General features: G+C 66.7%; 24 protein-coding genes and 4 tRNA genes. 15 read left to right on the top strand and 13 right to left on the bottom strand.

Annotation, left to right across the window (positions count from 1 at the left end):
• Positions 1-159 precede the first annotated feature (159 nt).
• Positions 160-819 (top strand): bifunctional 4-hydroxy-2-oxoglutarate aldolase/2-dehydro-3-deoxy-phosphogluconate aldolase, encoded by a 660-nt coding sequence (locus tag AC13GI_RS15040; protein ID WP_099820140.1) that lies wholly within the window; start codon positions 160-162, stop codon positions 817-819.
• Between the two features lie 331 nt (positions 820-1150).
• Here AC13GI_RS15040 and AC13GI_RS15035 read toward each other — a convergent pair whose 3' ends face one another.
• The 3 genes from AC13GI_RS15035 to ispG form a co-directional block, all read right to left on the bottom strand.
• On the bottom strand, positions 1151-1798 hold the full coding sequence (locus tag AC13GI_RS15035) for a response regulator (protein WP_025878804.1): 648 nt from the start codon (positions 1796-1798) through the stop codon (positions 1151-1153).
• A gap of 202 nt (positions 1799-2000) precedes the next feature.
• The gene (locus AC13GI_RS15030) at positions 2001-2750 is read right to left on the bottom strand and encodes a phosphatase PAP2 family protein (protein ID WP_089240345.1); all 750 of its coding nucleotides are present in this window, start codon (positions 2748-2750) and stop codon (positions 2001-2003) included.
• Complete coding sequence (gene ispG / locus AC13GI_RS15025) at positions 2731-3996, bottom strand: flavodoxin-dependent (E)-4-hydroxy-3-methylbut-2-enyl-diphosphate synthase (protein ID WP_099820139.1); 1266 nt, start codon at positions 3994-3996, stop codon at positions 2731-2733. The genes AC13GI_RS15030 and ispG overlap by 20 nt, the downstream gene beginning before the upstream one ends.
• A gap of 114 nt (positions 3997-4110) precedes the next feature.
• Between ispG and AC13GI_RS15020 the strand changes: the two genes are divergently transcribed.
• Both AC13GI_RS15020 and AC13GI_RS15015 read left to right on the top strand, forming a co-directional pair.
• Complete coding sequence (locus AC13GI_RS15020) at positions 4111-5331, top strand: ATP-binding protein (RefSeq protein WP_482996708.1); 1221 nt, start codon at positions 4111-4113, stop codon at positions 5329-5331.
• A complete protein-coding gene (locus AC13GI_RS15015) occupies positions 5328-5897 on the top strand; it encodes a response regulator transcription factor (RefSeq protein WP_032952096.1) in 570 nt (189 codons plus the stop codon). Before AC13GI_RS15020 ends, AC13GI_RS15015 begins: the two co-directional genes overlap by 4 nt.
• A 90-nt stretch (positions 5898-5987) precedes the next feature.
• Here the strand turns inward: AC13GI_RS15015 and pgi are convergent, their stop codons facing one another.
• From pgi to pcnB, 7 genes are all read right to left on the bottom strand, one after another.
• On the bottom strand, positions 5988-7502 hold the full coding sequence (pgi, locus tag AC13GI_RS15010) for a glucose-6-phosphate isomerase (RefSeq protein WP_482996707.1): 1515 nt from the start codon (positions 7500-7502) through the stop codon (positions 5988-5990).
• Positions 7499-7879: an aspartate 1-decarboxylase gene (panD, locus tag AC13GI_RS15005; protein WP_004153087.1), complete on the bottom strand. Its 381-nt coding sequence runs from the start codon at positions 7877-7879 to the stop codon at positions 7499-7501. Before panD ends, pgi begins: the two co-directional genes overlap by 4 nt.
• Positions 7880-7966: 87 nt before the next feature.
• Complete coding sequence (locus AC13GI_RS15000) at positions 7967-8464, bottom strand: hypothetical protein (protein ID WP_099820136.1); 498 nt, start codon at positions 8462-8464, stop codon at positions 7967-7969.
• Positions 8465-8530: 66 nt separating this feature from the next.
• Positions 8531-9370 (bottom strand): pantoate--beta-alanine ligase, encoded by an 840-nt coding sequence (panC, locus tag AC13GI_RS14995; protein ID WP_099820135.1) that lies wholly within the window; start codon positions 9368-9370, stop codon positions 8531-8533.
• Positions 9367-10182, bottom strand: a complete 816-nt coding sequence (gene panB, locus AC13GI_RS14990) for a 3-methyl-2-oxobutanoate hydroxymethyltransferase (protein WP_380658177.1) — start codon at positions 10180-10182, stop codon at positions 9367-9369. The genes panC and panB overlap by 4 nt, the downstream gene beginning before the upstream one ends.
• 34 nt (positions 10183-10216) lie before the next feature.
• Complete coding sequence (gene folK / locus AC13GI_RS14985) at positions 10217-10702, bottom strand: 2-amino-4-hydroxy-6-hydroxymethyldihydropteridine diphosphokinase (RefSeq protein ID WP_482996706.1); 486 nt, start codon at positions 10700-10702, stop codon at positions 10217-10219.
• A 3-nt stretch (positions 10703-10705) separates the two neighbouring features.
• On the bottom strand, positions 10706-12085 hold the full coding sequence (gene pcnB, locus AC13GI_RS14980; RefSeq protein ID WP_099820132.1) for a polynucleotide adenylyltransferase PcnB: 1380 nt from the start codon (positions 12083-12085) through the stop codon (positions 10706-10708).
• Between the two features lie 49 nt (positions 12086-12134).
• On the opposite strand from pcnB, the gene AC13GI_RS14975 reads away from it, so the two are divergent.
• Positions 12135-12209: transfer RNA gene (locus AC13GI_RS14975), tRNA-Glu, on the top strand.
• A 539-nt stretch (positions 12210-12748) separates the two neighbouring features.
• Here the strand turns inward: AC13GI_RS14975 and AC13GI_RS14970 are convergent.
• Complete coding sequence (locus AC13GI_RS14970) at positions 12749-14173, bottom strand: sugar porter family MFS transporter (RefSeq protein ID WP_482996705.1); 1425 nt, start codon at positions 14171-14173, stop codon at positions 12749-12751.
• A gap of 186 nt (positions 14174-14359) precedes the next feature.
• On the opposite strand from AC13GI_RS14970, the gene fdxA reads away from it, so the two are divergent.
• Positions 14360-14683: a ferredoxin FdxA gene (gene fdxA, locus AC13GI_RS14965; protein WP_049411316.1), complete on the top strand. Its 324-nt coding sequence runs from the start codon at positions 14360-14362 to the stop codon at positions 14681-14683.
• Between the two features lie 129 nt (positions 14684-14812).
• Here fdxA and AC13GI_RS14960 read toward each other — a convergent pair whose 3' ends face one another.
• The gene (locus tag AC13GI_RS14960; protein WP_482996704.1) at positions 14813-15328 is read right to left on the bottom strand and encodes a hypothetical protein; all 516 of its coding nucleotides are present in this window, start codon (positions 15326-15328) and stop codon (positions 14813-14815) included.
• A 32-nt stretch (positions 15329-15360) separates the two neighbouring features.
• Positions 15361-16254 (bottom strand): 4-hydroxy-tetrahydrodipicolinate synthase, encoded by an 894-nt coding sequence (gene dapA, locus AC13GI_RS14955; RefSeq protein ID WP_089240321.1) that lies wholly within the window; start codon positions 16252-16254, stop codon positions 15361-15363.
• A gap of 164 nt (positions 16255-16418) precedes the next feature.
• Here dapA and AC13GI_RS14950 point away from each other — a divergent pair, with 164 nt between their 5' ends.
• From AC13GI_RS14950 to AC13GI_RS14905, 10 genes are all read left to right on the top strand, one after another.
• Positions 16419-16979 (top strand): glycine cleavage system transcriptional repressor, encoded by a 561-nt coding sequence (locus AC13GI_RS14950; protein ID WP_025879444.1) that lies wholly within the window; start codon positions 16419-16421, stop codon positions 16977-16979.
• Between the two features lie 92 nt (positions 16980-17071).
• Complete coding sequence (locus tag AC13GI_RS14945) at positions 17072-17551, top strand: peroxiredoxin (RefSeq protein WP_099820129.1); 480 nt, start codon at positions 17072-17074, stop codon at positions 17549-17551.
• 84 nt (positions 17552-17635) lie between these two features.
• The gene (locus tag AC13GI_RS14940) at positions 17636-19036 is read left to right on the top strand and encodes a PhoH family protein (protein ID WP_482996703.1); all 1401 of its coding nucleotides are present in this window, start codon (positions 17636-17638) and stop codon (positions 19034-19036) included.
• Positions 19033-19539: a hypothetical protein gene (locus AC13GI_RS14935; protein ID WP_482996702.1), complete on the top strand. Its 507-nt coding sequence runs from the start codon at positions 19033-19035 to the stop codon at positions 19537-19539. The genes AC13GI_RS14940 and AC13GI_RS14935 overlap by 4 nt, the downstream gene beginning before the upstream one ends.
• A 9-nt stretch (positions 19540-19548) precedes the next feature.
• A complete protein-coding gene (locus AC13GI_RS14930) occupies positions 19549-20217 on the top strand; it encodes a YoaK family protein (RefSeq protein ID WP_482996701.1) in 669 nt (222 codons plus the stop codon).
• A 311-nt stretch (positions 20218-20528) separates the two neighbouring features.
• Positions 20529-21338: a bifunctional hydroxymethylpyrimidine kinase/phosphomethylpyrimidine kinase gene (gene thiD / locus AC13GI_RS14925; RefSeq protein WP_482996700.1), complete on the top strand. Its 810-nt coding sequence runs from the start codon at positions 20529-20531 to the stop codon at positions 21336-21338.
• Positions 21335-22261, top strand: a complete 927-nt coding sequence (locus tag AC13GI_RS14920) for an alpha/beta hydrolase family protein (protein ID WP_482995376.1) — start codon at positions 21335-21337, stop codon at positions 22259-22261. Before thiD ends, AC13GI_RS14920 begins: the two co-directional genes overlap by 4 nt.
• A tRNA-Arg gene (locus tag AC13GI_RS14915) sits at positions 22252-22328 on the top strand. The genes AC13GI_RS14920 and AC13GI_RS14915 overlap by 10 nt, the downstream gene beginning before the upstream one ends.
• A 69-nt stretch (positions 22329-22397) precedes the next feature.
• Positions 22398-22474: transfer RNA gene (locus AC13GI_RS14910), tRNA-Arg, on the top strand.
• A 32-nt stretch (positions 22475-22506) separates the two neighbouring features.
• Positions 22507-22583 (top strand) — tRNA-Arg (locus tag AC13GI_RS14905).
• Positions 22584-22799: the final 216 nt, after the last annotated feature.

The following is a 22799-nucleotide window of genomic DNA, read 5'->3' as shown; positions in this document are numbered from 1 at the left end:
ACACGCCGTAAACCCATCCATGGGGGCTCGGTCGCGGCATCCGTGCCGCTCACGGTCCTGGTGGGGGCTACCCGCCGCCTCCGGACAGTTTCCCGGCGCCCTCGCGCCGCGAAGTGATCACTGAAAATCAAATTCGAAAGCAAAGGCAGAAGCAGAGCTATGGGTATCGAACAACATCAGGTGCGGGCGGCGGAGTTGCTGCATGCGGCCGGCATCCTGCCGGTGGTGACGATTCATACGCTGGACCAGGCGCGTGCGGTCAGTGCGGCGTTGCTGGAAGGGGGATTGCCGGCGATCGAGCTGACGCTGCGGACGCCGGTGGCGATGGAAGCGCTGGCGATGCTCAAGCGCGAGCTGCCGGATGTGGTGGTCGGCGCCGGTACGGTGCTGACGGTGGAGCAGATGCAGCAATCGATCGATGCGGGCGCGGATTTCCTGGTAACCCCGGGTACGCCGCCGGTGCTGGCTGATGCGCTGGCTGCGGCACCGCTGCCGGTAGTACCGGGTGCGGCGACGCCGACCGAGCTGCTGTCGCTCTACGCGCGCGGCTTCCGTGTCTGCAAGCTGTTCCCGGCCACGGCCGTGGGCGGCCTGGCCATGATCAAGGGCGTGGCCGGCCCGATCGCCGACCTCAAGCTGTGCCCGACCGGTGGCATCACCGAGAACACGGCGGCCGAATACCTCGAGCAGAAGAACGTGGTCTGCATCGGCGGCTCGTGGATGGTGCCGGGCAACTGGATCGACGCCGGCCAGTGGGACAAGGTGCGCGAAAGCGCGGCGCAGGCCGCGAAGATCGTCAAGCGCGTACGCGGCCACTGAGCCCAACGCAGCTGTAGAGCCGAGCCCACGCTCGGCTCCACGCCAGCGGAATGGAAAGCAGCCGAGCATGGGCTCGGCTCTACAGGGCCAGCATCCAGAGCGCGCGCAGCGCGCGACCCGCTCCTGCACTTCCCTCTTCATTCCGCGGTAGCGGCGCACGGAACCTGTCCGTGGCCGGGCGGATGGGTTGCGCAGGGGCGTGAGCCGCATGGATGCGGCGACCGAGCTTACAAGGACGTACTTGCAGCGTCCCCTGCGCAGCCCATCCGCCCGGCCAACCACCCGAAACCCGCCGCACAACCGCGAGGGGCTCAGCCGTTGGCCGAAACCCTTACAGCGGCCGTGCCGGATCCACCAACCCATACTGGCTGGCCATCCGCGCCAACGCGATGTTGTCGTGGATTCCCATCTTCTCGAACAACCGCGCCTTGTGCGTGTTCACCGTCTTCGCACTCAGGCTCAGGCGCCGCGCGATGTCTTCCTGGCGCAGGCCCTGGGTCAGCAGCAATGCCACTTCCAGCTCACGCGGCGACAGGTTGTCGAACGGCGAACCGTTGCCTTCCACGGTGGACAACGCCAGGTTCTGCGCGATGCTCGTGCCCAGGTAACGCCGTCCGGCGGCCACGTCACGCACCGCGCGCAGCAGTTCCTGCGCATCGCAGCCCTTGCCGATGTAACCGGCAGCACCGGCTTCGAGCAGGCGCTTGGGCAGCGGACCGTCCTCCAGCACCGACACGATCACCACCCGCGTGCTGCGGTGGCCACGGACGATGCGCTCGGTCACTTCCATTCCGCTCACCCCGGGCAGGTGCAGATCACACAGCACCACGTCCGGTTGCAGCTGGCGGATCGCGGGCAGCGCGTCTTCGCCGGTCTCGGCCTCGCCCACCACTTCAATGTCGGTTTCACTCGACAGTATCATCTTCATCCCGGTGCGGACCAACGCGTGGTCATCCACCAGGTAGACTCGAATCGTCATTCACGTACCTCTTCGAATGCGGCCAATACGGGTCAACCTAGGCAGGAGCACCTGACCACTGCAAGCGCGGATGTTGCGCAATTCCGGCGTTCTGCCTTGCGCATCACATTCTTCACGCACTGATCGTGCCCCTTGCCCTGCAGAACCCGTTACAACGAAACAACCCGTCCCTCAGGTAGACGCCCTTGGGAGGGCATCCACGTCACTCCCCTTGCGTGATCGCTTCGCTGGCCGTCGCTGGCGGCGAACCGTGCCGTCGCCATGGATGACGGCGGCTGAACATGACCAGGTAGCACCCTACCACCCAAACCAGCGCGGCACACCATCCGGCCAGGATGTCCGAGGGGTAATGCACCCCCAGGTAGACCCGGGAAACGCTTACCAGCAGGCTGAACGACGGCGCCAGCAGCAGCACCGGCCAGCGCCAGCGGGTATTCCAGGCCAGCAGCACCAGGGTGACCGCCAGGGTCATCGAGCCCATCGCGTGGCCGCTGGGGAAACTGAACGTGGATTCCGGCGCGATCGATTCCCACAGGCTCGGCCGGTCGCGCTGGAAGAAGTGCTTGCTGCCCATGTTCAGCAGCGCCGACCCGACGAAGCTCACGGCCACGAAGGTCGCTTCGCGCCAGCGCCGGTGCCAGGCCAATGCGCCGACAATCAGCACGTCGGCCGGGATCAGGAACCACTCGTAACCCAGTTTCGACAGCAGCACGAAGATGCGGTCCAGCCACGGCGAATGCAGGCCGTGCATCTGCCACAGCAGCGGCGCATCGAAGTGGAAGGACTCGAACTCGTGCACTTCGTCGGCCAGGGCGACGAATCCGGCCAGCGGCAGCAGCACACCGGCAAACAGCAACAGCAGCCGCCAGGCATTGCGCGCCATCCAGTGGCGGAAACCGGAGGCTGGCTCCGGCGCAGCGAGGATCGTCGGCTTACCCGGCGCTTCGGACATAGGTGCGTTCAACGTAATCATCGATCAGGGCGACGAATTCCTGGGCGATGTTCTCGCCACGCAGGGTCACCTTCTTCTCGCCATCGACGAACACCGGTGCCGACGGTGCTTCGCCGGTACCCGGCAGCGAGATGCCGATGTTGGCATGCCGCGACTCACCGGGCCCGTTGACCACGCAGCCCATCACCGCCAGGGTCATGTTCTCCGCACCCGGGTGCTGGATCTTCCACAGCGGCATCTTTTCGCGCACGTGGTTCTGCACCACCTTGGCCAGTTCCTGGAAGAACTCCGAGGTGGTACGGCCGCAGCCCGGGCAGGCCGTGACCAGCGGGGTGAACGCGCGCTGGCCGGTGGTCTGCAGCAGTTCCTGGGCGACGATCACTTCCTGCGTACGCGACTGGCCCGGTTCGGGCGTCAGCGAAATGCGGATGGTGTCGCCGATGCCTTCCTGCAGCAGCACGCTCAGCGCCGCCGCCGAGGCGACGATGCCCTTGCTGCCGATACCGGCTTCGGTCAGGCCCAGGTGCAGGGCGAAGTCCGAACGCTGGGCCAGGTCGCGGTAGACCGCGATCAGTTCCTGCACGCCGCTGACCTTGGCCGAAAGGATGATGCGATCGCGCGGCAGGCCGATGTCCACGGCCTGCTCGGCCGAATCCAGCGCCGAACGGATCAGTGCCTCGCGCAGCACGCGGCCGGCGTCCCAGGGCTGTTCGCGATGGTTGTTCTCGTCCATCAGCTTCGCCGCCAGGGCCTGGTCCAGCGATCCCCAGTTGGCGCCGATGCGCACCGGCTTGTTGTAGCGGATGGCGAACTCGATCAGCTGGGCGAACTGCAGGTCCTTCTTCTTGCCGAAGCCCACGTTGCCCGGGTTGATGCGGTACTTGGCCAGCGCTTCGGCACAGGCCGGTTCGGCGGTCAGCAGCTGATGGCCGTTGTAATGGAAGTCGCCGATCAGCGGGACATCGATGCCCATCATCGCCAGCTTGTCGACGATACGCGGGATCGCCGCCGCCGCTTCGACCGTGTTGACGGTCAGGCGCACCATTTCCGAGCCGGCGCGCCAGAGCTCGGCGACCTGCTTCACGCTGGACGCCACGTCGGAGGTGTCGGTGTTGGTCATCGACTGCACCACAACCGGCTTGCCACCGCCCACGGTGACTCCACCGATCTGGACCGATTGGGTCAGGCGACGGGGCCAGGCAGTGGCATCGGAGGGGGCTGTAGGGCGGGTGACGGCGTCATGCATGCGGGCATTCTAACGCCCGCCCCGACCTTGCGGGTGTGTCGCATTCAGGCGGCAGTGCGGCTGCGGCCGATTGTCGCAGGCAGGCTTGCCTGCGAACGCATACGATGGGCGCGAATGACCGGTCCCGACGCCCCGTTTCTCCGAACCCTGTGCAGCCTGCGCTGGTTGGCCGTGGCTGGCCAGGCGGCCACCATCCTCGTCGCCACCTGGGTGCTGGGACTGCCCTTGCCGCAACTGCCGTTGTGGTCGGGCGTGGCCGTGCTTGCCGTATTCAACCTGTATACGCAGCTGCGCCCGGAACCGGCCGATACCGCGCCGCTGACCGCCTTCGGCCACATCCTGGTGGACGTGATCATCCTCACCTGGATGGTCAGCTGGAGCGGCGGTATCGCCAATCCGTTCGGCTCGCTGTTCCTGATCCTGATCGCCCTGGCCGCCTTCGCCCTGCCCCTGCGCTGGGCCCTGGCCGTGGCCAGCGCCTGCCTGCTGGGCTATGCCGCCAGCGGACTGTTCGGGCAACCGCTGCCGGCCGGCTACTTCAACGCACTGGACCTCAATCGCTGGGGCGTGATCGCCACCTTCCTGCTGTCCGCTGCGGTGGTGCTGATCTTCTCCACCCGGCTGGCGATCGCCCTGCGCGAGCGCGAGCTGGAACTGTCGGCGCTGCGCGAACGCTTCGCGCGCAACGAAGGCATCGTCGCCCTGGCCACGCATGCGGCCTCGGTGGCGCACGAACTGAACACGCCGCTGGCGACGATGACCCTGCTTGCCGACGACGTGGCCGAGCGCAGCGAAGAGCCGGAAGTGCGCGAGGACATGGAGACCCTGCGCGAGTTGCTGGTGCAGTGCCGTGAGCGCGTGCTGGCCCTGGCCGCGCCGGCCTCCAACGACCGCCCCGGGCGCGCCCACTCCACGGCCCAGCAGGTGCTGGAGCAGTGGCGGCTGGTGCGCCCGACCATCGACCTGCACCGCAACGACGACGCACCGCTGCGCCTGCCGTTGGACCCGGGCGTTGGCCACCTGCTGATGGTGCTGCTGAACAACGCGGCCGATGCCGGCGAGCAGGCTGGCCGTCCGCGCGTCGACCTCAGCCTGCGCATCGAAGGCGAGGACCTGATCGGCGAAGTGCGCGACTACGGCCATGGCTTCGATGCCCGCGCCGCCGTGCTGCCCGGCAAGCTGTTCGGCAGCAGCAAGAGTGAAGGCATGGGCGTCGGTCTTGCCCTGTCCCATGCCACCATCGAACGCCTGGACGGCGAGATGTGGATGCGCCCGGCCCAAGGGGCCGGTAGCCGCGTCGGCTTCCGCCTGCCGTTGGCCCCCCGCGAGGAATGACCATGACTGCTTCCACCCTTGGCCTGCTGGTCGACGACGACGAACTCTACCTGCGCACGCTGCAGCGCAGCCTGGCCCGCAAGGGGCTGGAGACGCAGACCGCACAGGATGCCGCCAGCGCGCTGGCACTGGCCCGCCAGCATCCGCCGGCGTTCGCGCTGATCGATCTGAAGCTGGGCAGCGATTCCGGCCTGGCGCTGATCCAGCCGCTGCGCGCGCTGCGTGCGGACATGCGGATCCTGCTGGTGACCGGCTATGCCAGCATCGCCACCGCGGTGGAGGCGATCAAGCTCGGCGCCGACGACTACCTGCCCAAGCCTTCGACGGTGCCGATGATCCTGCGCGCACTAGGCGAGGAAGACGATGGCCCCGCCGATGACGGCGAGATGGAAGTGCCCGATGCGATGACCCCGATCAGCCGCCTGCAGTGGGAACACATCCAGCAGGCGATGCATGAAACCGGCGGCAACGTATCGGCGGCCGCGCGCCTGCTCGGCATGCACCGGCGTTCGCTGCAGCGCAAGCTGGCCAAGCGGCCGAGCCCGGAGCGCGATCCGAGCCGGTAACGCGGCGTCGTATCCGCCGGGCATGGCCCGGCGCTACCGGGGTAACGAAGGGTAGCGCCGGGCCATGCCCGGCGGCATTCCCCGCCCGCGTCAGCCTTTCAGCTGGGCCAGCAGCTCACGGGTCAGCGGGTCGTTGACCTCGACATCCTCACCCTGCAGAGCGGGCAGCAGGCCGCTAGCCAGCTGCTTGCCCAGCTCGACGCCGAACTGGTCGAAGGCGTTGATGTTCCAGATCACCGACTGCACGTATACCGCGTGTTCGTACATCGCGATCAAGGCGCCCAGCGCCTGCGGGGTGAGCGCGTCGAGCAGGATCATCGTGCTCGGGCGGCCGCCCGGGTAATCGCGGTGCGGATCGTCGCTGCCCTGGCCGTTGGCCAGTGCTTCGGTCTGCGCCAGCAGGTTGGCCATCAACGCCTGATGGTTGACCGTATACGGATCGTCGTTGTGCACGCAGCCGATGAAATCGGCCGGAATGATGCTGGTGCCCTGATGCAAGGCCTGGAAGAAGCTGTGCTGCACGTCGGTGCCGGCACCGCCCCACCACACCGGCACGGTGTCGGTGGTGACCGGCCGGCCATCGCGCTGCACGCGCTTGCCCAGGCTTTCCATCACCAGCTGCTGCAGGTAGGCCGGCAGCAGCGCCAGGCGCTGGTCGTAGGTCATCACCGCGTGCGTGGCAGAGCCCAGCAGATTACGGTTCCAGATATCGGTCAGGCCGTGCAGCACCGGCAGGTTGCGCTCCAGCGGCGCGTCCAGCGCATGCGCATCCATCTGCGCGGCACCTTCCAGCAATTGCTCGAAGCGCACGAAGCCGATGGCCAGTGCGATCGGGAAACCGACGGCCGACCACAGCGAATAGCGGCCACCCACCCAGTCCCACATCGGCAGCACGCGTTCGGCGGCAATGGCGAAAGCCTTGGCGGCGCGTTCCGGATTGGCGCTGACCGCATACAGACGGTCACTGCCACCCAGCCAATCATGCAGGATCTGGCCGTTGAGCAGGGTTTCCTGGGTACCGAAGGTCTTGGAGATCAGGATGCCGGCGGTCTTCGCCGGATCCAGCGTGGCCAGCGTGCGCTGCATGGCAGCGCCGTCCACGTTCGACACGAAATGCACGCGCAGGCGTGCACCCGTGACCGGACGCAACGCGTCGGCGACCAGGCGCGGACCGAGATCGGAACCGCCGATGCCGACACTGACCACATCGGTCACGCCACTGCCTTCCAGCGCGCGCACCAGCACGCCCATGCGCTGGCGGATGCCGCGCGCGGTGGCATAGGCCTCGGCCGCCACCGGTGCATCGACCACATCACCGCGCAGCGCGGTATGCAGCGCGGCGCGGCCTTCGGTCAGGTTGACCTGCTCGCCACGGAACAGGCGCGTGATCGCGCCGCCGACATCACGTTCGGCAGCCAGCGCCAACAGCGCCTGCAACGCCGCGGCATCGTATTTCTGCCGGGCGAAGTTGACATACAACGGACCGACCCGCAGCGCCAGGTCCTGCACACGGCCGGGTTCGGCGGCGAGCAGGCCGGGAATGCTTGCGCCCTTCAGGCGCTGGGCGTGGGAATGCAGCGAGTCGAATCCGTTGTTCGTTGTCATGCGGCCTGGGTCGGGATCGTGTCGTTGGTGTGGGAGATCTGGTTGTTGCCATCCACGTACACCAGCTTCGGCTTGAAGCTGTCGGCTTCCTGCTCGGTCATGCTGGCGAAGGCGGCAATAATGATGATGTCACCGACCTGCACGTGGCGCGCGGCGCCACCATTGAGCGAGACGACGCCGCTGCCGGCTTCGGCGCGGATCGCGTAGGTCGAGAAGCGCGCACCGTTGGTCACGTCCCAGATGTGCACCTGCTCGAATTCACGGATGCCAGTGGCAGCCAGCAGATTGTCATCGATGGCGATCGAGCCTTCGTAGTTCAGCTCGGAATGGGTGACGGTGGCGCGGTGGATCTTGGTCTTGAGCAGGGACAGGTGCATGGGGGCGCTGCAACGGCAAAGGAAAGAGCGGATTCTAGCACCCGCTTGGCCGTCATCAGGGGGCTGCGACGGGACGCTGAAGACCGTTCAGGCGCCCTCGACCGGTAGCGCTGCCGGGGCATGCCCGCAGGCGCCGTACAGCGACAGGCCGAACACCGTATGGAAGGTCAGCCCGGCGACCAGGCCGAAGCCGCCCGCGGCCAGCACCGACAGGCCGTAGCTGATCACGTCGAAGGTATCGACATAGCGCAGGCGCTGCAGCAGCGGACCATTGTCCGCGCCCGGCCAGGCACAGGTCGCCATGGCCAGCGCGCCCAGACCGAACCCCACGAGCAGAAAGGCGGTCCGGCGCAGACGCCGCTGGGACTGCAGGATCAGCGCCATCGGCAGCAACACCGCGATGGCGTTGCACACGCCCAGCACGAACATCAGCGCACCGCCGGTGAGTGCCGGTACGGGCGTACGCGCGAAGTCGAGCGCAAACAACAGGCCGCCCATCAGCTGGGCAGGCACCATGCCGGCGGCCAGTACCGCCAGGATCGAGGCCCGGGCAAGACGGCCGGTAGTAGTAGTGGGGGTATTCATTTCCGGTCTCCCGTCCATGGGAAGGTGAGAGGCGCCCGCTGCGGGCGCCCCTGAGCCGCATGCGGCTCAGAACTCCAGGTTGTCGATCAACCGGGTGGTGCCCAGGCGGGCGGCGATCAGGGCCACGCGGCCACCGCCATCAAAGGTCGGTTCGGCCAGTTCCGGGGTGCGCAGCACCGCGTAATCCACCTGGAAGCCGGCCGCCTGCAGCGCAGCCGTGGCTTCGGCCTCGATCTGCGTGCGCGTCTGCCCGGCCACGTAGCCTTCGCGCATGCCCAGCAGGGTGCGATGAAGGGTGGTCGCCAACGGGCGCTGCTCGGCGCTGAGGTACTGGTTGCGCGAGCTCTTGGCCAGGCCATCGTCATCGCGCACGATCTCGGCACCGACGATCTGGATCGGGAACGACAGCTCGGCCACCATCTGCTTGATGACTGCCAGCTGCTGGTAGTCCTTGCGACCGAATACGGCCACGTCCGGCTGCACCTGCAGGAACAGTCGCGCCACCACCGTGCAGACGCCATCGAAATGGCCCGGGCGGCTGGCGCCTTCCAGCACTTCACTGACACCGGGCGCATGCATCTGCGTGGTCTTGTCCACGCCCAGCGGGTACATCGCTTCGACGCTGGGCAGCCACACCGCATCGCAGCCCACCTGCTCCAGCCCAGCCACATCGGCTTCGGGGGTGCGCGGATAGCGGCTGAAATCCTCGTTCGGCCCGAACTGCGTCGGGTTGACGAAGATGCTGGCCACCACCTTGTCGGCGTACTGCTTTGCCAGCGTGATCAGCGCGTGGTGCCCGCCATGCAGGTTGCCCATGGTCGGCACCAGCGCCACGCGCAGGCCCTCGCCCTTCCACTGCGCGATCTGCGCGCGCAGTGCACCGAGTTCGTTGAAGGTCTGGATCATTGGGCGTACGCGTGCTCTTCGTCGGGGAAGCTGCCATCGCGCACGGCATCGGCGTAGGCGCGGGTGGCGCCGGCCACCGAGCCGCCTTCGGCCAGGAAGTCCTTGACGAACTTCGGACGGCGATGGCCGCTGTCCAGGCCGAGGAAGTCGTGCAGCACCAGCACCTGGCCATCGCACTGCGGACCGGCACCGATGCCGACGGTCGGCACGGGAACGGCAGCGGTGACGGCAGCGGCAACCGGGGTCGGCACGCATTCCAGGACAATGATGCTGGCGCCCGCCTCGGCAACGGCCTTGGCGTCGTCCACCAGCTGCCGCGCGGCATCGCCACGGCCCTGGATCTTGAAGCCACCCAGGCGCAGCACCGACTGCGGGGTCAGGCCCAGGTGCGAGCAGACCGGGATCTCGCGCTCGACCAGGTAACGGATGATGTCGACCTTGAAGCCGGCACCTTCGATCTTGACCATCTCCGCGCCTGCCTGCAGCAGCTGCAGCGAAGCATCCAGCGCGCGTTCCGGGGTGGCATCGGCACCGAACGGCAGGTCGGCGATCAGCAGCGCACGCTGCAGCACGCGGGCGACCGCGCGGGTGTGGTAGACCATGTCGGCCACGGTCACCGGCAGGGTCGAATCGTGACCCTGCACGACCATGCCCAGCGAATCGCCGATCAGGATCAGGTCGACGCCATTGGCATCGAAGGTGCGGGCGAAGCCTGCGTCGTAGGCGGTCAACATGACCAGCTTCTGGCCATTGCGCTTGGCCTCGGCCAGGGCGGGAACGGTCCAGGGCTTGCTGTCTGCGTGGGTGCTCATGTGCTGATAACCGGGGGAGATAACCCGGGCATTATCACCCTAACGGCGCGATCCCGCAGGCATCCACCCGCATCACTGCATCCCGCACGCGGCCATGGCCGGGAATGGCCAGATCGGCGGCGATTTCGGCCAACGGCACCAACACGAACGCACGCTCATGCAGGTAGGGATGCGGCACTTTCAGCTCGGGGAGGTCCAGCACCTGCTCGCCGAACAGCAGCAGGTCCAGATCCAGCGCACGCGGCCCCCAGTGCACGGCAGGGTCGCGTACGCGGCCGAAGCGCTGCTCCAGCGCGAGCATGGCCTGCAGCAGCGCGACAGCGGACAGATCGGTGTCGACCGAGGCCACTGCGTTGACGAAGGGCGGCTGGTCCTCGTTGCCCCATGCCGGCGTCGCGTACAACCGCGACGCCAGCGTCAGACGGGTTCCGGGCAGTTCGCCCAGCGCGGCGATGGCCGCGCGGACGGTGTGGGCTGCGTCGCCAAGATTGGCGCCCAGCCCGATCCAGGCAGCGGTCATCGATTACTCGGCGGCACCGGCAGCGGCGCCATCAGGACGACGACGACGGCGACGACGCTTGCGCGGTGCCCCAGCCTCCTCATCGCCGGCTTCGCTGTGCAGCGAATCCAGCGACGAATCCAGCTCATGCCCGGACTGCGCCTGCGCTTCGCGCCAGAACGCGACGTCGGCTTCGTGCTCTGCCGATGCCACCTGGCGCAGGGCCAGGAAATCGAAGGCGGCACGGAAACGGGGGTGGCTGAGCGTGCGCATCACGCGCTTGCGCTGACGCGAACTGAAGCGCGCCTGCAGCAGCCAGATCTCCTGCATCGGCAGCGAGAAACGGCGCGGCAATGCGATAGTGCTCAACTGCTGCACGGTGACGCGGTCGGCGGCGCGACGCTGCGCCTCTTCCGGTGCCACGCCCTGCTTGAGCAGGGTTGCCTGCGCGCGGCAATAGGCCGGCCACAGCAACAGTGCGAACAGGAACGCCGGCGACACGGGCTCGTCATTGGCCACGCGTGCATCGGTGTTGGCCAGGCCCTCGACCAGCATGCGGCGCAGCGCACCGGTGCGGTTCGACTTCAGCGCCTTGGCGCTTTCCGGGAACAGCACGTCGAACAGGCCATAGCGTTCCAGCCCTTCGAAGCTGGCCACGCCGTGCCCGGACAGGAACAGCTTGAGGACTTCCTCGAACAGGCGCGCCGGTGCGGCTTCGTTGAGCAGGCCGGCCAGCTGCGGGATCGGTGCGGCGGTGCCCTCTTCGATCTGGAAGCCGAGCTTGGCCGCCAGACGGACCGCACGCAGCATGCGCACCGGATCTTCCTGGTAGCGCTGCACCGGGTCGCCGATCAGCTTCATCAGGCGTGCCTGCACGTCTTCGAAGCCGCCGGTGTAGTCACGCACCGAGAAGTCCTCGATGGCGTAGTACAGGGCATTGCAGGTGAAGTCGCGGCGGATGGCGTCGTCTTCGATGCTGCCGTACACGTTGTCGCGCACGAGCATGCCGTTTTCCATCTCGCGGTCGCCGCTGCCGTCATCGATGTTGGCACGGAACGTGGCGACTTCGATGATCTCGCGGCCGAACACAACATGGGCCAGGCGGAAACGGCGGCCGATCAGGCGGCAGTTGCGGAACAACTGCTTGACCTGTTCGGGCGTGGCATCGGTGGCCACGTCGAAATCCTTGGGTTGGCCATTGACCAGCAGATCGCGCACCGCGCCGCCGACAAGGTAGGCGCCGAAGCCGGCATCGCGCAGTCGATAAAGCACGCGCAAAGCGTTCGGGCTGATGTCCTTGCGGGAGATCGTGTGCTGGTCGCGCGGGATGACGCGCAGGCTGAACGGTGATGTAGCAGAGGAAATGATGTTGGCGCTTCCGGTTGAAGTTTCGGGATTGCCCAATGGCATCGAGGTGCATATACTAGCGCTCCTGCACCGGCAGCGACACACTGCTCCCTTCGTCTAGTGGTTAGGACGTGGCCCTCTCAAGGCTAAAACAGGGGTTCGAGTCCCCTAGGGAGCACCAGTCGCCGCAGCAGGAACCGAAAAAGCCCGCCTTGTGCGGGCTTTTCTGTTTTCCGTGTTCGTGTCGCCGACTGGGCTGGTCGCTTGAGCGCCTCCCTGCTACCGGCTTGAGCCGGTGGGGCCACCCAGGGCAGGACACGCCGCGAACCCATCCATGGGGGCTCGATGGCGCCATCCATGGCGCCAACGGTCCTGCCCTGGGTGACCCCACCGTCTCTGGATGGTTTCCTGCGACGGCGGCAAGAACAGCCTCGCTCCTCCGAAGCAAATTCAACCCCGACGCGCTTGCCTGCGTCCGCTATCCGCGATCTGTCGAGAGGCGGCAGGCCAGCCGATCCAGGACCGTTGGCGCCATGGGTTCGGCGCATGCGCCGGACGGGCTGGGCAGGACGCCCAGCCCCGGTCTTGCCGAGTGCGCAGGACCGCGCACGCGAGCAAGGCGCCATCGAGCCCCCATGGATGGGTTTACGGCGTGTCCTGGAGCGGCTGGCCTGCCGCCTCCCCTCGGAACAGGGAGGCGCTGAAACCCAGGCCGAGCCGTCAGCCTTCCATCTGCTCCAGTTCCTTGCCCTTGGTCTCGCGCACGTAGCGGATGACGAAGATGATCGAGAGGATCGCGGCAACGGTGTAGATGCCGTACGCACCGGCCAGGCCGATGCCGGCCAGCAGCATCGGGAAGGTCACGGTGATCGCGAAATTCGACGTCCACTGCGCCGCACCAGCCACAGCCAACGCCGGGCCGCGGATCTGGTTCGGGAACATCTCGCCCAACATGACCCACATCACCGGGCCCCAGGACATGTTGAAGAACACCACGTAGACGTTGGCCGCCACCAGCGCCAGCCGGCCCATGCCGTCGGACAGCTGCAGGCGACCATCGGCCAGGCTGCCACTGGCGAAGGCGACCACCATCAGCACCAGCGCCACCGACATGCCGACCGAACCGACCCACAGCAGCGGCCTGCGGCCGATGCGATCGATCAGCAGCACCGTCAGCAGGCAGGCGCCGATGCTCAGCGCACCGGACAACACGTTGATCAGCAGCGCATCGCTTTCCGAGAAACCCACCGCCTGCCACAGCACGGCGCCGTAGTAGAACACCACATTGATGCCGACCAGCTGCTGGAACATCGCCAGGCCGATGCCGACCCAGACGATGGGACGCAGCTTGCCGGTGGCCTTGCTGAGCAGGTCACCAAATCGCGGCTTGTGCTGGTCCTGGGCCAGGCTCGCTTCGATCTCGGCCTGCTTGTTCACCGCGGCACGCTCCCCGTACAACCGGCCAAGCACCGCCCTCGCCTGCGCCTGGCGGCCCTTCATCACCAGGAAACGCGGGCTCTCCGGGATCACCAGCAACAGCAGCAGGAACAGCAGCGACGGCAACGCCTGCATCCAGAACATCCAGCGCCACGCCTCCTGCCCCAGCCAGAGCGGCTCGGTCGAGGCACCCGCGGCCCGGGCCAGAAGATAGTTGCTGAGGAACGCCGCGAACAGGCCGCAGATGATCGCCATCTGCTGCACCGTCGCCAGCCGGCCGCGATAGCGCGCCGACGCGACTTCGGCGATGTAGGCCGGTGACATCACGCTGGCCGCACCCACGGCGAATCCACCGAGCACGCGTGCACAGACGAACAACCAGGACGCATGTGCGGCGCCGGCGCCCAGCGCCGACACCAGAAACATCACGGCCGCCACGATCAGCACACCGCGACGTCCCAGCCGGTCACCCAGCCAGCCGGCCGCGAACGCGCCGATCGCACACCCCAGCAGCATCGAGGCGACCTCGAAGCCGAGCGCGGCCTCGCTGGAGTTGAAGGCCTGGCGCAGTCCGTCGACGGTGCCATTGATGACGCCACTGTCGAAACCGAACAGGAAACCGCCGAGGGTGGCGGCGCAGCTGATCAGGACGATGAAGGCCGTGTTCTCACCGCCATTGGAGGCGGCACCGGGCTGGACTGGCGACATGAAGGATCCTGCAAGGAAGGGGGCCGACCGAAGCGGGCCGGCGGCCTTGGCAGCGTCGCACAGGGCGGGCATGCCGCCAAATGGGCATTAGGGGCGCCAATCTGCCCCACTTTCACACGGCAACCGACACCGGGGGCCAACCTGTTCTAGAATTGGCAGGTTCAGTAAGCGATCCGCCCCCTACCCATGCCCTTTGTCGTCACCGAAAACTGCATCAAGTGCAAACACACCGATTGCGTGGAAGTGTGCCCCGTGGATTGCTTCCACGAAGGCCCGAACTTCCTGGTGATCGACCCGGACGAGTGCATTGACTGCACCCTCTGCGAACCCGAGTGCCCGGTCAACGCGATCTTCCCGGAAGACGATGTGCCCGCGGGCCAGGAAGGCTTCGTCGCCCTCAACGCCGAGCTGGCGAAGGCGTGGCCGGTACTGACCGTGCGCAAGGACCCGCCGGCCGACGCCGGTGAGTGGGATGGCAAGCCGGACAAGCTGAAGCTGCTGGAGCGCTGAGGCGCCACCAACGGCAGAAAAAAGGGCGCCATGGGCGCCCTTTTTTGCTTCCGGTAGCGCCGGGCCATGCCCGGCGGAACCTTGGACCGCGCTGCGCGCTCGCCGGGCATGGCCCGGCGCTACCGGCCATTACGGGGCCAGCTTCGCCTTCAGCGCGGCAATCAGCTTCACCGGCGCTGCGGCGGTAGCCGGCAGGCCACGCGGGTCGACCGCGGAGATGTAGGCACCGGCGTCGACGGCGACCACGCGGACCAGGAAGTTGCTGCCTTCGTAGGCCACGTCGTACGAGCCCAGCAGCTGCGCGCGGGTAGCGATGGTCAGGCCTTCCACGCCTTCCAGCGCGGTACCGACCTTGGCGAAGGCATCATCCTTGCTGCCGGCAACGGTGAAGCCGGTGGCGCTGACGGCCGGAGCGGCGGCGGCCGGCGTGGCAGGCTTGGTCGCCGAGCTCAGGGTCGGCACCTGGTTGTTGCCGGCGCCTGCCGGCAGGTTCAGGTCCGGCGGCACTTCCAGCGGACGCACTTCCGGGGCCAGGGCATAGTCACCCTTGACGCCACGCTTGAAACAACCGGTGGTGCCGGCGGCGACAGCTACAGCAAGCAGGGCGTAGGACAGCACGCGGACGGCGGAAACGGATTGGCGCATGTGAATCTCCTGGATCAGACCAAGACGGAAGGTCAGTGGCTGGAAAGGGCTTCGAGGGCGGCGATATCGCCGGCGAGATGGTCGGCGGCAGGCGTGTGTGCTGCCGAAAGCGGCAGCAGCGGCAGGCGCAGATCGTGACCGATGCCGATCCGACGCAACAGCGCCTTGACCGGAATCGGGTTGGATTCGATACCGCAGAAGTCATGGAACGGCTGCAAGCGCGCATCCCAGGATTCGACGGCTTCATGGTCGCGGGCAGCGGCCAGGTCGCACATCCGGCGGTAGGCGCCGGGCAGCACGTTGGAGCCAACCGAGATCAGGCCGTCCATGCCGGCCTGGATCGAACGTGCGGCAGTGCCGTCATCGCCGGTGAGCACGGCGAAGGTCGCGCTGCGCAGGTCCAGCAACGCGCGCACGCGGCCGGTATCACCCACCGCTTCCTTGATGCCGACGATGTTCGGATGGCTGGCGAGCTCGGCCACGGTCTCCGGCAGCATGTCGCAACCGGTACGGCCGGGCACGTTGTACAGCACCACCGGCAATCCCGCCTGGTCGGCGACCGCGCGGTAATGCGCGATCAGGCCGGCCTGGGTTGGCCGCACGTACGGCGGTGTGACCACGAGAGCGTGGGTGGCACCGAGCGCGGCGGCGCGGCGGGTCTGCTCGATGGTCTTGGCGGTGCCGGACAGGCCGGTGCCGGCCAGGACCGGAACGCGGCCGGCGATGCGCTCGACCGCGCTGGCCAGCAGCTGGTCGTACTCCGCATCGGACAGGGTGGCTGCCTCGCCGGTGGAGCCGGCAACGACAACGCCTTGGACGCCGCCCTCCAGCTGCAGGTGCAGCAGGCGCTGCCAACCGTCGGGGTCGAGTGCACCGTCGGCCCGGAAGGGGGTCGCCAGCGCGGTGATGAGGCCGGAAAGGGACAAGGACGTGCTGCTCTTGGCTGGGGAGGGAAAACGCCCGCCACGAAAGGCCGGGGGCGATCTGAATGTTACTTGCGGCGCGAAAGCACGGGCAAGTATGCTGGACACCGGTGGATCCCCGCCTCTGGCGGGCATTCAGACTAACGCATGCATTACCCGGAATCGCCTTGACCGACACCACCCCGCGCCCAGCGCCGAGCGAAAACCACCTCCTGATCAACGCCTATACGACGCATCCGGAGTCCCCCCTGTTGTCCGTCACCCGCCGCATCGCCGACAGCGGGTGCAATCTGGTGGATGCACGTCTGGCCACCGTGGGCCGTGATGTCTCGGTGACCGCACTGGCCACCGGCTCCTGGGATTCGGTCGCCAAGCTGGAAGCGATGCTGACCCGGCTCGAACGCGAGGAAGGCCTGAAGCTGGTCTGGTATCGCACCGAAGCCAAGCAGGCGCAGTCCAACCTGCTGCCGTACATCGTCGAGGTGATCGCTGCCGACAAGCCGGGCATCCTGTTCCAGCTGGCCGATTTCTTCGATCGCCAGGGCATCACCATCGAGACCCTGCAGAGCACGCGCTACCGCGCCATGCAGACCGGTGCGGAAATGTTCAGCGCACAGGTCACGATCGGCGTGCCGGCCAACATGCACATCGCTGCCCTGCGCGATGATTTCCTCGAGTTCTGCGACCACTTGAACCTGGACGCGATCATGGACCCGATGAAGTTCTGATTGAAACCCTGAATTTTTCGCGCGCTCCTCACGGGCGCGTGGCGTTTCATGCAATTGTCGTAGAAAGAACCCAGGCTCGACAGAAGGACCTCATGAACAACGGCGATACCCTGGACAGCACCACCCTCTCCCTGCCGCTGGCGCTGTCCGGCGGCGCCCACGCCACCCTCGGCGATTACGCCGGCCAGTGGCTGGTGCTGTACTTCTACCCCAAGGACAGCACCCCGGGCTGCACCACCGAGGGCATCGACTTCAACGCACTGCTGCCCGACTTCAGGAAGGCGGGTGCGGTCGTGCTTGGCGTCTCCCGCGACTCGGTGAAGTCCCACGACAACTTCTGTGCCAAGCAGGGCTTCGCGTTCCCGCTGGTCAGTGATGCCGACGAAGCGCTGTGCACCGCCTTCGACGTCATCAAGATGAAGAACATGTACGGCAAGCAGGTACGTGGCATCGAGCGCAGCACCTTCCTGATTTCCCCCGACAGTCGCATCGTGCAGTCATGGCGCAAGGTCAAGGTCGCCGGCCATGCCGACGCCGTGCTTGCCGAACTGAAGGCCCATCCGTCCAAGTGAGTCCCATCGCCCACTTTGTCTGCCACCACCCTGCCCTGCAGCAGGTCGTGGTGGTTTTTCCCTGTCCGTAACCAGGAACCGATGATGACCCGAGGCAAGCGCATCTACGTGCTGGATACCAACGTGCTGATGCACGATCCCACCGCGCTGTTCAAATTCGAGGAGCACGATGTCTACCTGCCCATGCAGGTGATCGAGGAGCTGGACAACGGCAAGAAGGGCACGACCGAAGCGAGCCGCAATGCGCGCCAGGTCAGCCGCTTCCTCAACGAGCTGGTGCAGGCTTCGGGCCTGGACAACCTGGCCGAGGGCATTCCGCTGCAGCGGCCGCAGGGCCTGCAGCTGCGCGGCAAACAGAGCGTGGGCAAGCTGCGCTTCCAGACCAGTCATTTCGACGCGGGCAAGAGCTTTGGCAAGGTCATCCCGGACAACGCCATCCTCGGCGCGATCCTGGCGCTGAAGGAAGAAACGCCTGAAATCCCGGTGGTGTTCGTCTCCAAGGACATCAACCTGCGGATCAAGGCGGCCATCGCCGGCATCGTGTCCGAAGACTACGAGAACGACCGTGCGCTGGACGATTTCAGCCTGCTCTACACCGGCGCCACCGAGCTGCCGGAAGACTTCTGGAAGCGCCACGGCGACGACCTGCGCAGCTGGAGCGACAAGGGCCGCACGCATTACGAAATCCAGGCGCAGGATGGCGAGGAGTGGTACCCGAACCAGTACGTCTACCTGCCGGGCGAAGATGAAGTCGAACTGCGTGTCAGCAAGATCGTCGGCGATGGCAAGGTGGTGCTGTCGCTGGTCGATGACTTCCGCCATGGCAGCCACGCCGTGTGGGGCATCAGCGCGCGCAACCGCGAACAGAACTTCGCGCTCAACGCACTGATGGACCCGGAAATCGACTTCGTCACCCTGCTCGGCACCGCCGGCACCGGCAAGACCCTGCTGGCGCTGGCCGCCGGTCTGGCGCAGACGATGGACCAGCAGCGCTACCGCGAGATCATCATGACCCGCGCTACGGTCAGCGTCGGCGAGGACATCGGCTTCCTGCCCGGTACCGAGGAAGAGAAGATGACGCCGTGGATGGGCGCGCTGACCGACAACCTGGAAGTACTGACGCACAACCAGGAAGGCGGCACCTGGGGCCGCCAGGCGACCAACGACCTGCTCGCCAGCCGCATCAAGATCCGTTCGATGAACTTCATGCGCGGCCGTACGTTCCTGTCGCGTTACCTGATCCTGGACGAGGCGCAGAACCTGACGCCCAAGCAGATGAAGACGTTGATCACCCGTGCCGGCCCCGGCACCAAGATCGTCTGCCTGGGCAACGTCGAACAGATCGATACCCCGTACCTGACTGAGACCACGTCGGGCCTGACCTATGCGGTGGACCGCTTCAAGAACTGGCCGCACAGCGCGCACATCACGCTGCGTCGCGGTGAACGCTCGCGGCTGGCCGATTACGCGTCGGAGGTGTTGTGAACCGTTGCACCCGTCTGCTGCTGCCATCGATGGCGGTCGCCATTACCACGCTGCTCGGTGCCTGCGCGACCACGCAGGGACCGGCCAGCGTGCCGACCACCGAACGCAGTGGCCAGTCCTGGGTGGTCACCCGCCCGATCATCGCCGCGCAGGTGCTCGACACCTGCTCGCGCCCCAGCCCCGGCCGCGAGGCCGGGCGGGTCAGCGGCTACTGGGCACCGAGCCGGCAGCAGGTGGACCAGCTGGAAGCGAAGCTGGCATCGCTGGAAACGCAGGTGCCGCACGTCATGGATTTCGATCGCCAGTACGTCGGCATCGAGCTGGACGGAAAGCGGGTGATCTACATCAACGCGTTCCATCTGCCTGAAGACAACCGTCTACGGCCCGCCCGCGAAGCGGTGCGGGTCTGCGATGGTGGCGCGCAGTTCTGGGGCGCGGTCTTCGATCCGGCCAGCGGCACCTTCAACGAGCTGCAGTTCAACGGCGGCTTCGGCGGGCCCTGAGGGCCCGCCATGGGAATCCGCCTGCCCACCTGGGTCTGGATCGGTGCGGTCGCGCTGTCGTGCGTGGCCGGCATGGTCAATGTGGTCGGCTTCCTGGGTTTCGAACACCAGGCGGTCAGCCACATGACCGGCAGCACCAGCCAGCTCGGCATGGCGCTGGCGCAGGGGGATTGGCGCGCGGTCGGCCACCTGTGGGGTCTGCTGATCGCGTTCTCACTGGGCGCGATGGTCAGCGGGCTGCTGATCCAGGACAGCGCACTGCAGCTGGGCCGCCGCTACGGCGTCGCGCTGGCGCTGGAATCACTGTTGCTGCTGGTGGCCATTCCGCTGTTCAAGCAGCATCAGATATGGGGCGCGCTGGCAGCCGCGATGGCCTGCGGACTGCAGAATGCGATGGCCACCACGTTCAGTGGCGCCGTCGTACGCACCACCCATCTCAGCGGCATGTTCACCGATCTCGGCATCGGCCTCGGCCACCTGCTGCGCGGACTGCCGCTGCAGGTACGGCGCCTGACCCTGAGCGGCCTGATCATCAGCGGCTTCCTCGCAGGCGGCGTCATCGGCGCCTGGTTGTTCGTGCGCTGGCAGTACGACGCCCTGCTCGCCCCTGCCCTGCTGACCGGACTGACCGGCCTCGGCTATGTGTTCTACCAGCAGTGGGCACGCTGGCGGCGCTGAGCATGGCGTCATCCACGCATGGCGTGGATCTACGTTGTCCCTCCGATCATTTCCGCGATATCCACGCATGGCGTGGATCTACTGCAGGAAGCCGTCAGAGGCGGGGCGGTGTGGGGCTGCAGGACCGTTGGCGCCATGGATGGCGCCATCGAGCCCCCATGGACGGGTTTACGGCGTGTCCTGCAGGCCCACACCGCCCCGCATCCCACGAGATGCCGCCGTTGCTCCGGGTGTTGCTGTTGCTTCTGCGGGTGCCGGGTGCAACCCGGCCGGCACTACCCCCACACTGGGCACCACGGCACAATCACCGCATGAGCCCGACCACCCCCGCTTCCGCCCTGACCATCGCCGGCTCCGATTCCGGCGGCGGCGCCGGCATCCAGGCCGACCTGAAGGCCTTCGCCGCGCATCGCGTGCATGGCCTGTCGGTGATCGCCGCACTGACCGCGCAGAACACCCGCGGCGTCAGCGCCGTGCACGTGCCGCCGGTCGACTTCCTGCGTGCGCAGATCGAGGGCTGCTTCGACGACTTCGATATCCACGCAGTGAAGCTGGGCATGCTGGCCAACGCCGAGGTGATCCACGCCGTGGCCGATGCACTGGAACGCCATCGACCACCGCACGTGGTGCTGGACCCGGTGATGGTCGCCACCAGCGGCGCCCGCCTGCTGGAGGACAGCGCGCTGCAGGCAATGCGCGAACGGTTGCTGCCATTGGCCACCCTGGTCACCCCCAACGCACCGGAAGCGGAATTGCTGGTCGGCCGCAGCATCGCCAATGGCAACGACGCAGAGCAGGCCGCCGCCTCACTTCTTGATCTGGGTGCCGGTGCGGTACTGCTGAAGGGCGGCCACCTGCATGAGGGCAACCGCGTGGTCGACCGTTACTTCGATGGCGTCAGCAGCGAAGAGTTCATCCATGCCCGCCTGCCCTTGGATGCGCACGGCACAGGCTGCACGCTGGCCTCGGCCATTGCCGCGCAGCTGTGCAACGGGCTGAGCCTGGCCAATGCCTGCGAAGCCGGCATCGATTACGTGGCGCGCGGTCTGCAGCAGGGCTATGCGCCCGGCCGCAGTGAGGTGCTGGTGCTCGACCACTTCGGCGCGGCACCGCACGCATGAGCGATTCGCCACGCGCACTCGCCGTGGACAGCGGCGATGGCCACCGTTACGAGGTCATCGCCTGCGTGCCTGCACAGCCACTGGCGCGGTTGTTGTGGCTGCCAGCGCTGGGCGTGGCCGCACGCCATTACCTGCCGCTGGCGCAGGCACTGGCCGCCCGGGGCGTGGCGGTCTACCTGCACGAATGGCGCGGCAATGGCAGCAGTTCGCTGCGCCCGTCGCGCGCCCAGGATTGGGGCTACAAACAGATTCTCGACCACGACCTGCCGGCCAGTCAGGCGCTGCTCGCCGCTGACGACAACGCGCAGGACGTGCTGCCATGGATCATTGGTGGTCACAGCCTGGGCGGCCAGCTGGCCTGCGTACACGCCGGGCGCCAGCCGCAGGCGTTCGATCGATTGTGGTTGGCCGCCAGCGGCACCCCGTTCTGGCGTACGTTCCCACCACCACGCGGCTGGCTGCTGCCCCTGATCTATCGCTTCCTGCCGTGGATCGCGCGACGCCAGGGCGTGCTGCACGGGCGCCGGCTCGGTTTCGGCGGCACCGAAGCACGCGGGCTGATCGCCGACTGGGCGCGCGTAGGGCTGAACAATCACTACGCGGCTGCGGGCATGGGCGAGGATCTGGACGCCCAGATGACGCGTGTGCATGGCAGTGCGCAGGCGGTGCTGATGGAAAACGATTGGCTGGCGCCTATCGGATCGATGCAGGCGCTGCTGGCGAAACTGCCGAATGTCGCCTCACAGCTGCGCGTGCTTTCTGCGCAGGAGCTGGGTACGCGAGCTGACCACTTTGCGTGGATGAAACACCCGGAGGCTGTCGCAGAGGCGTTTTCCATTCAGTTGGGTGAAAATTTTCACAAAAGCGTTGACGACTCGCGCCGACATCCGCATAATTCCGCTCCTGTCGCAGGGCGCCCGTAGCTCAGTTGGATAGAGTACCTGGCTACGAACCAGGCGGTCGGGAGTTCGAATCTCTCCGGGCGCACCACTCGACAGACCTTCAGCATCCGCCGCTGGAAGTGCAGTAAAATAGAGAAGTAAGTTGATTGTGTACCGCGCGCCCGTAGCTCAGTTGGATAGAGTACCTGGCTACGAACCAGGCGGTCGGGAGTTCGAATCTCTCCGGGCGCACCACACACGATCAACACAACAAGTTTATGTAATTGGCGCCCGTAGCTCAGTTGGATAGAGTACCTGGCTACGAACCAGGCGGTCGGGAGTTCGAATCTCTCCGGGCGCACCATTACACCGAAACAGCAGGCCTCGGCCTGCTGTTTTTTTTTGTGTTTTTTGGCAGGGCTGCGCCCTGCACCCGCAGAGGCCAAAGCAACGGCAACAGCAGAAGCAGGCATTCCGTGGGTGGCGGGGCGGCATGGGTAGGCAGGACACGCCGTAAACCCATCCATGGGGGCTCGATGGCGCCATCCATGGCGCCAACGGTCCTGCCTACCCATGCCGC

It is taken from the genome of Stenotrophomonas sp. 82F1 (assembly GCF_056861525.1).
Note: the sequence above shows the minus strand (reverse complement) of the source record. Positions and strands in the feature narration are given on the sequence as shown.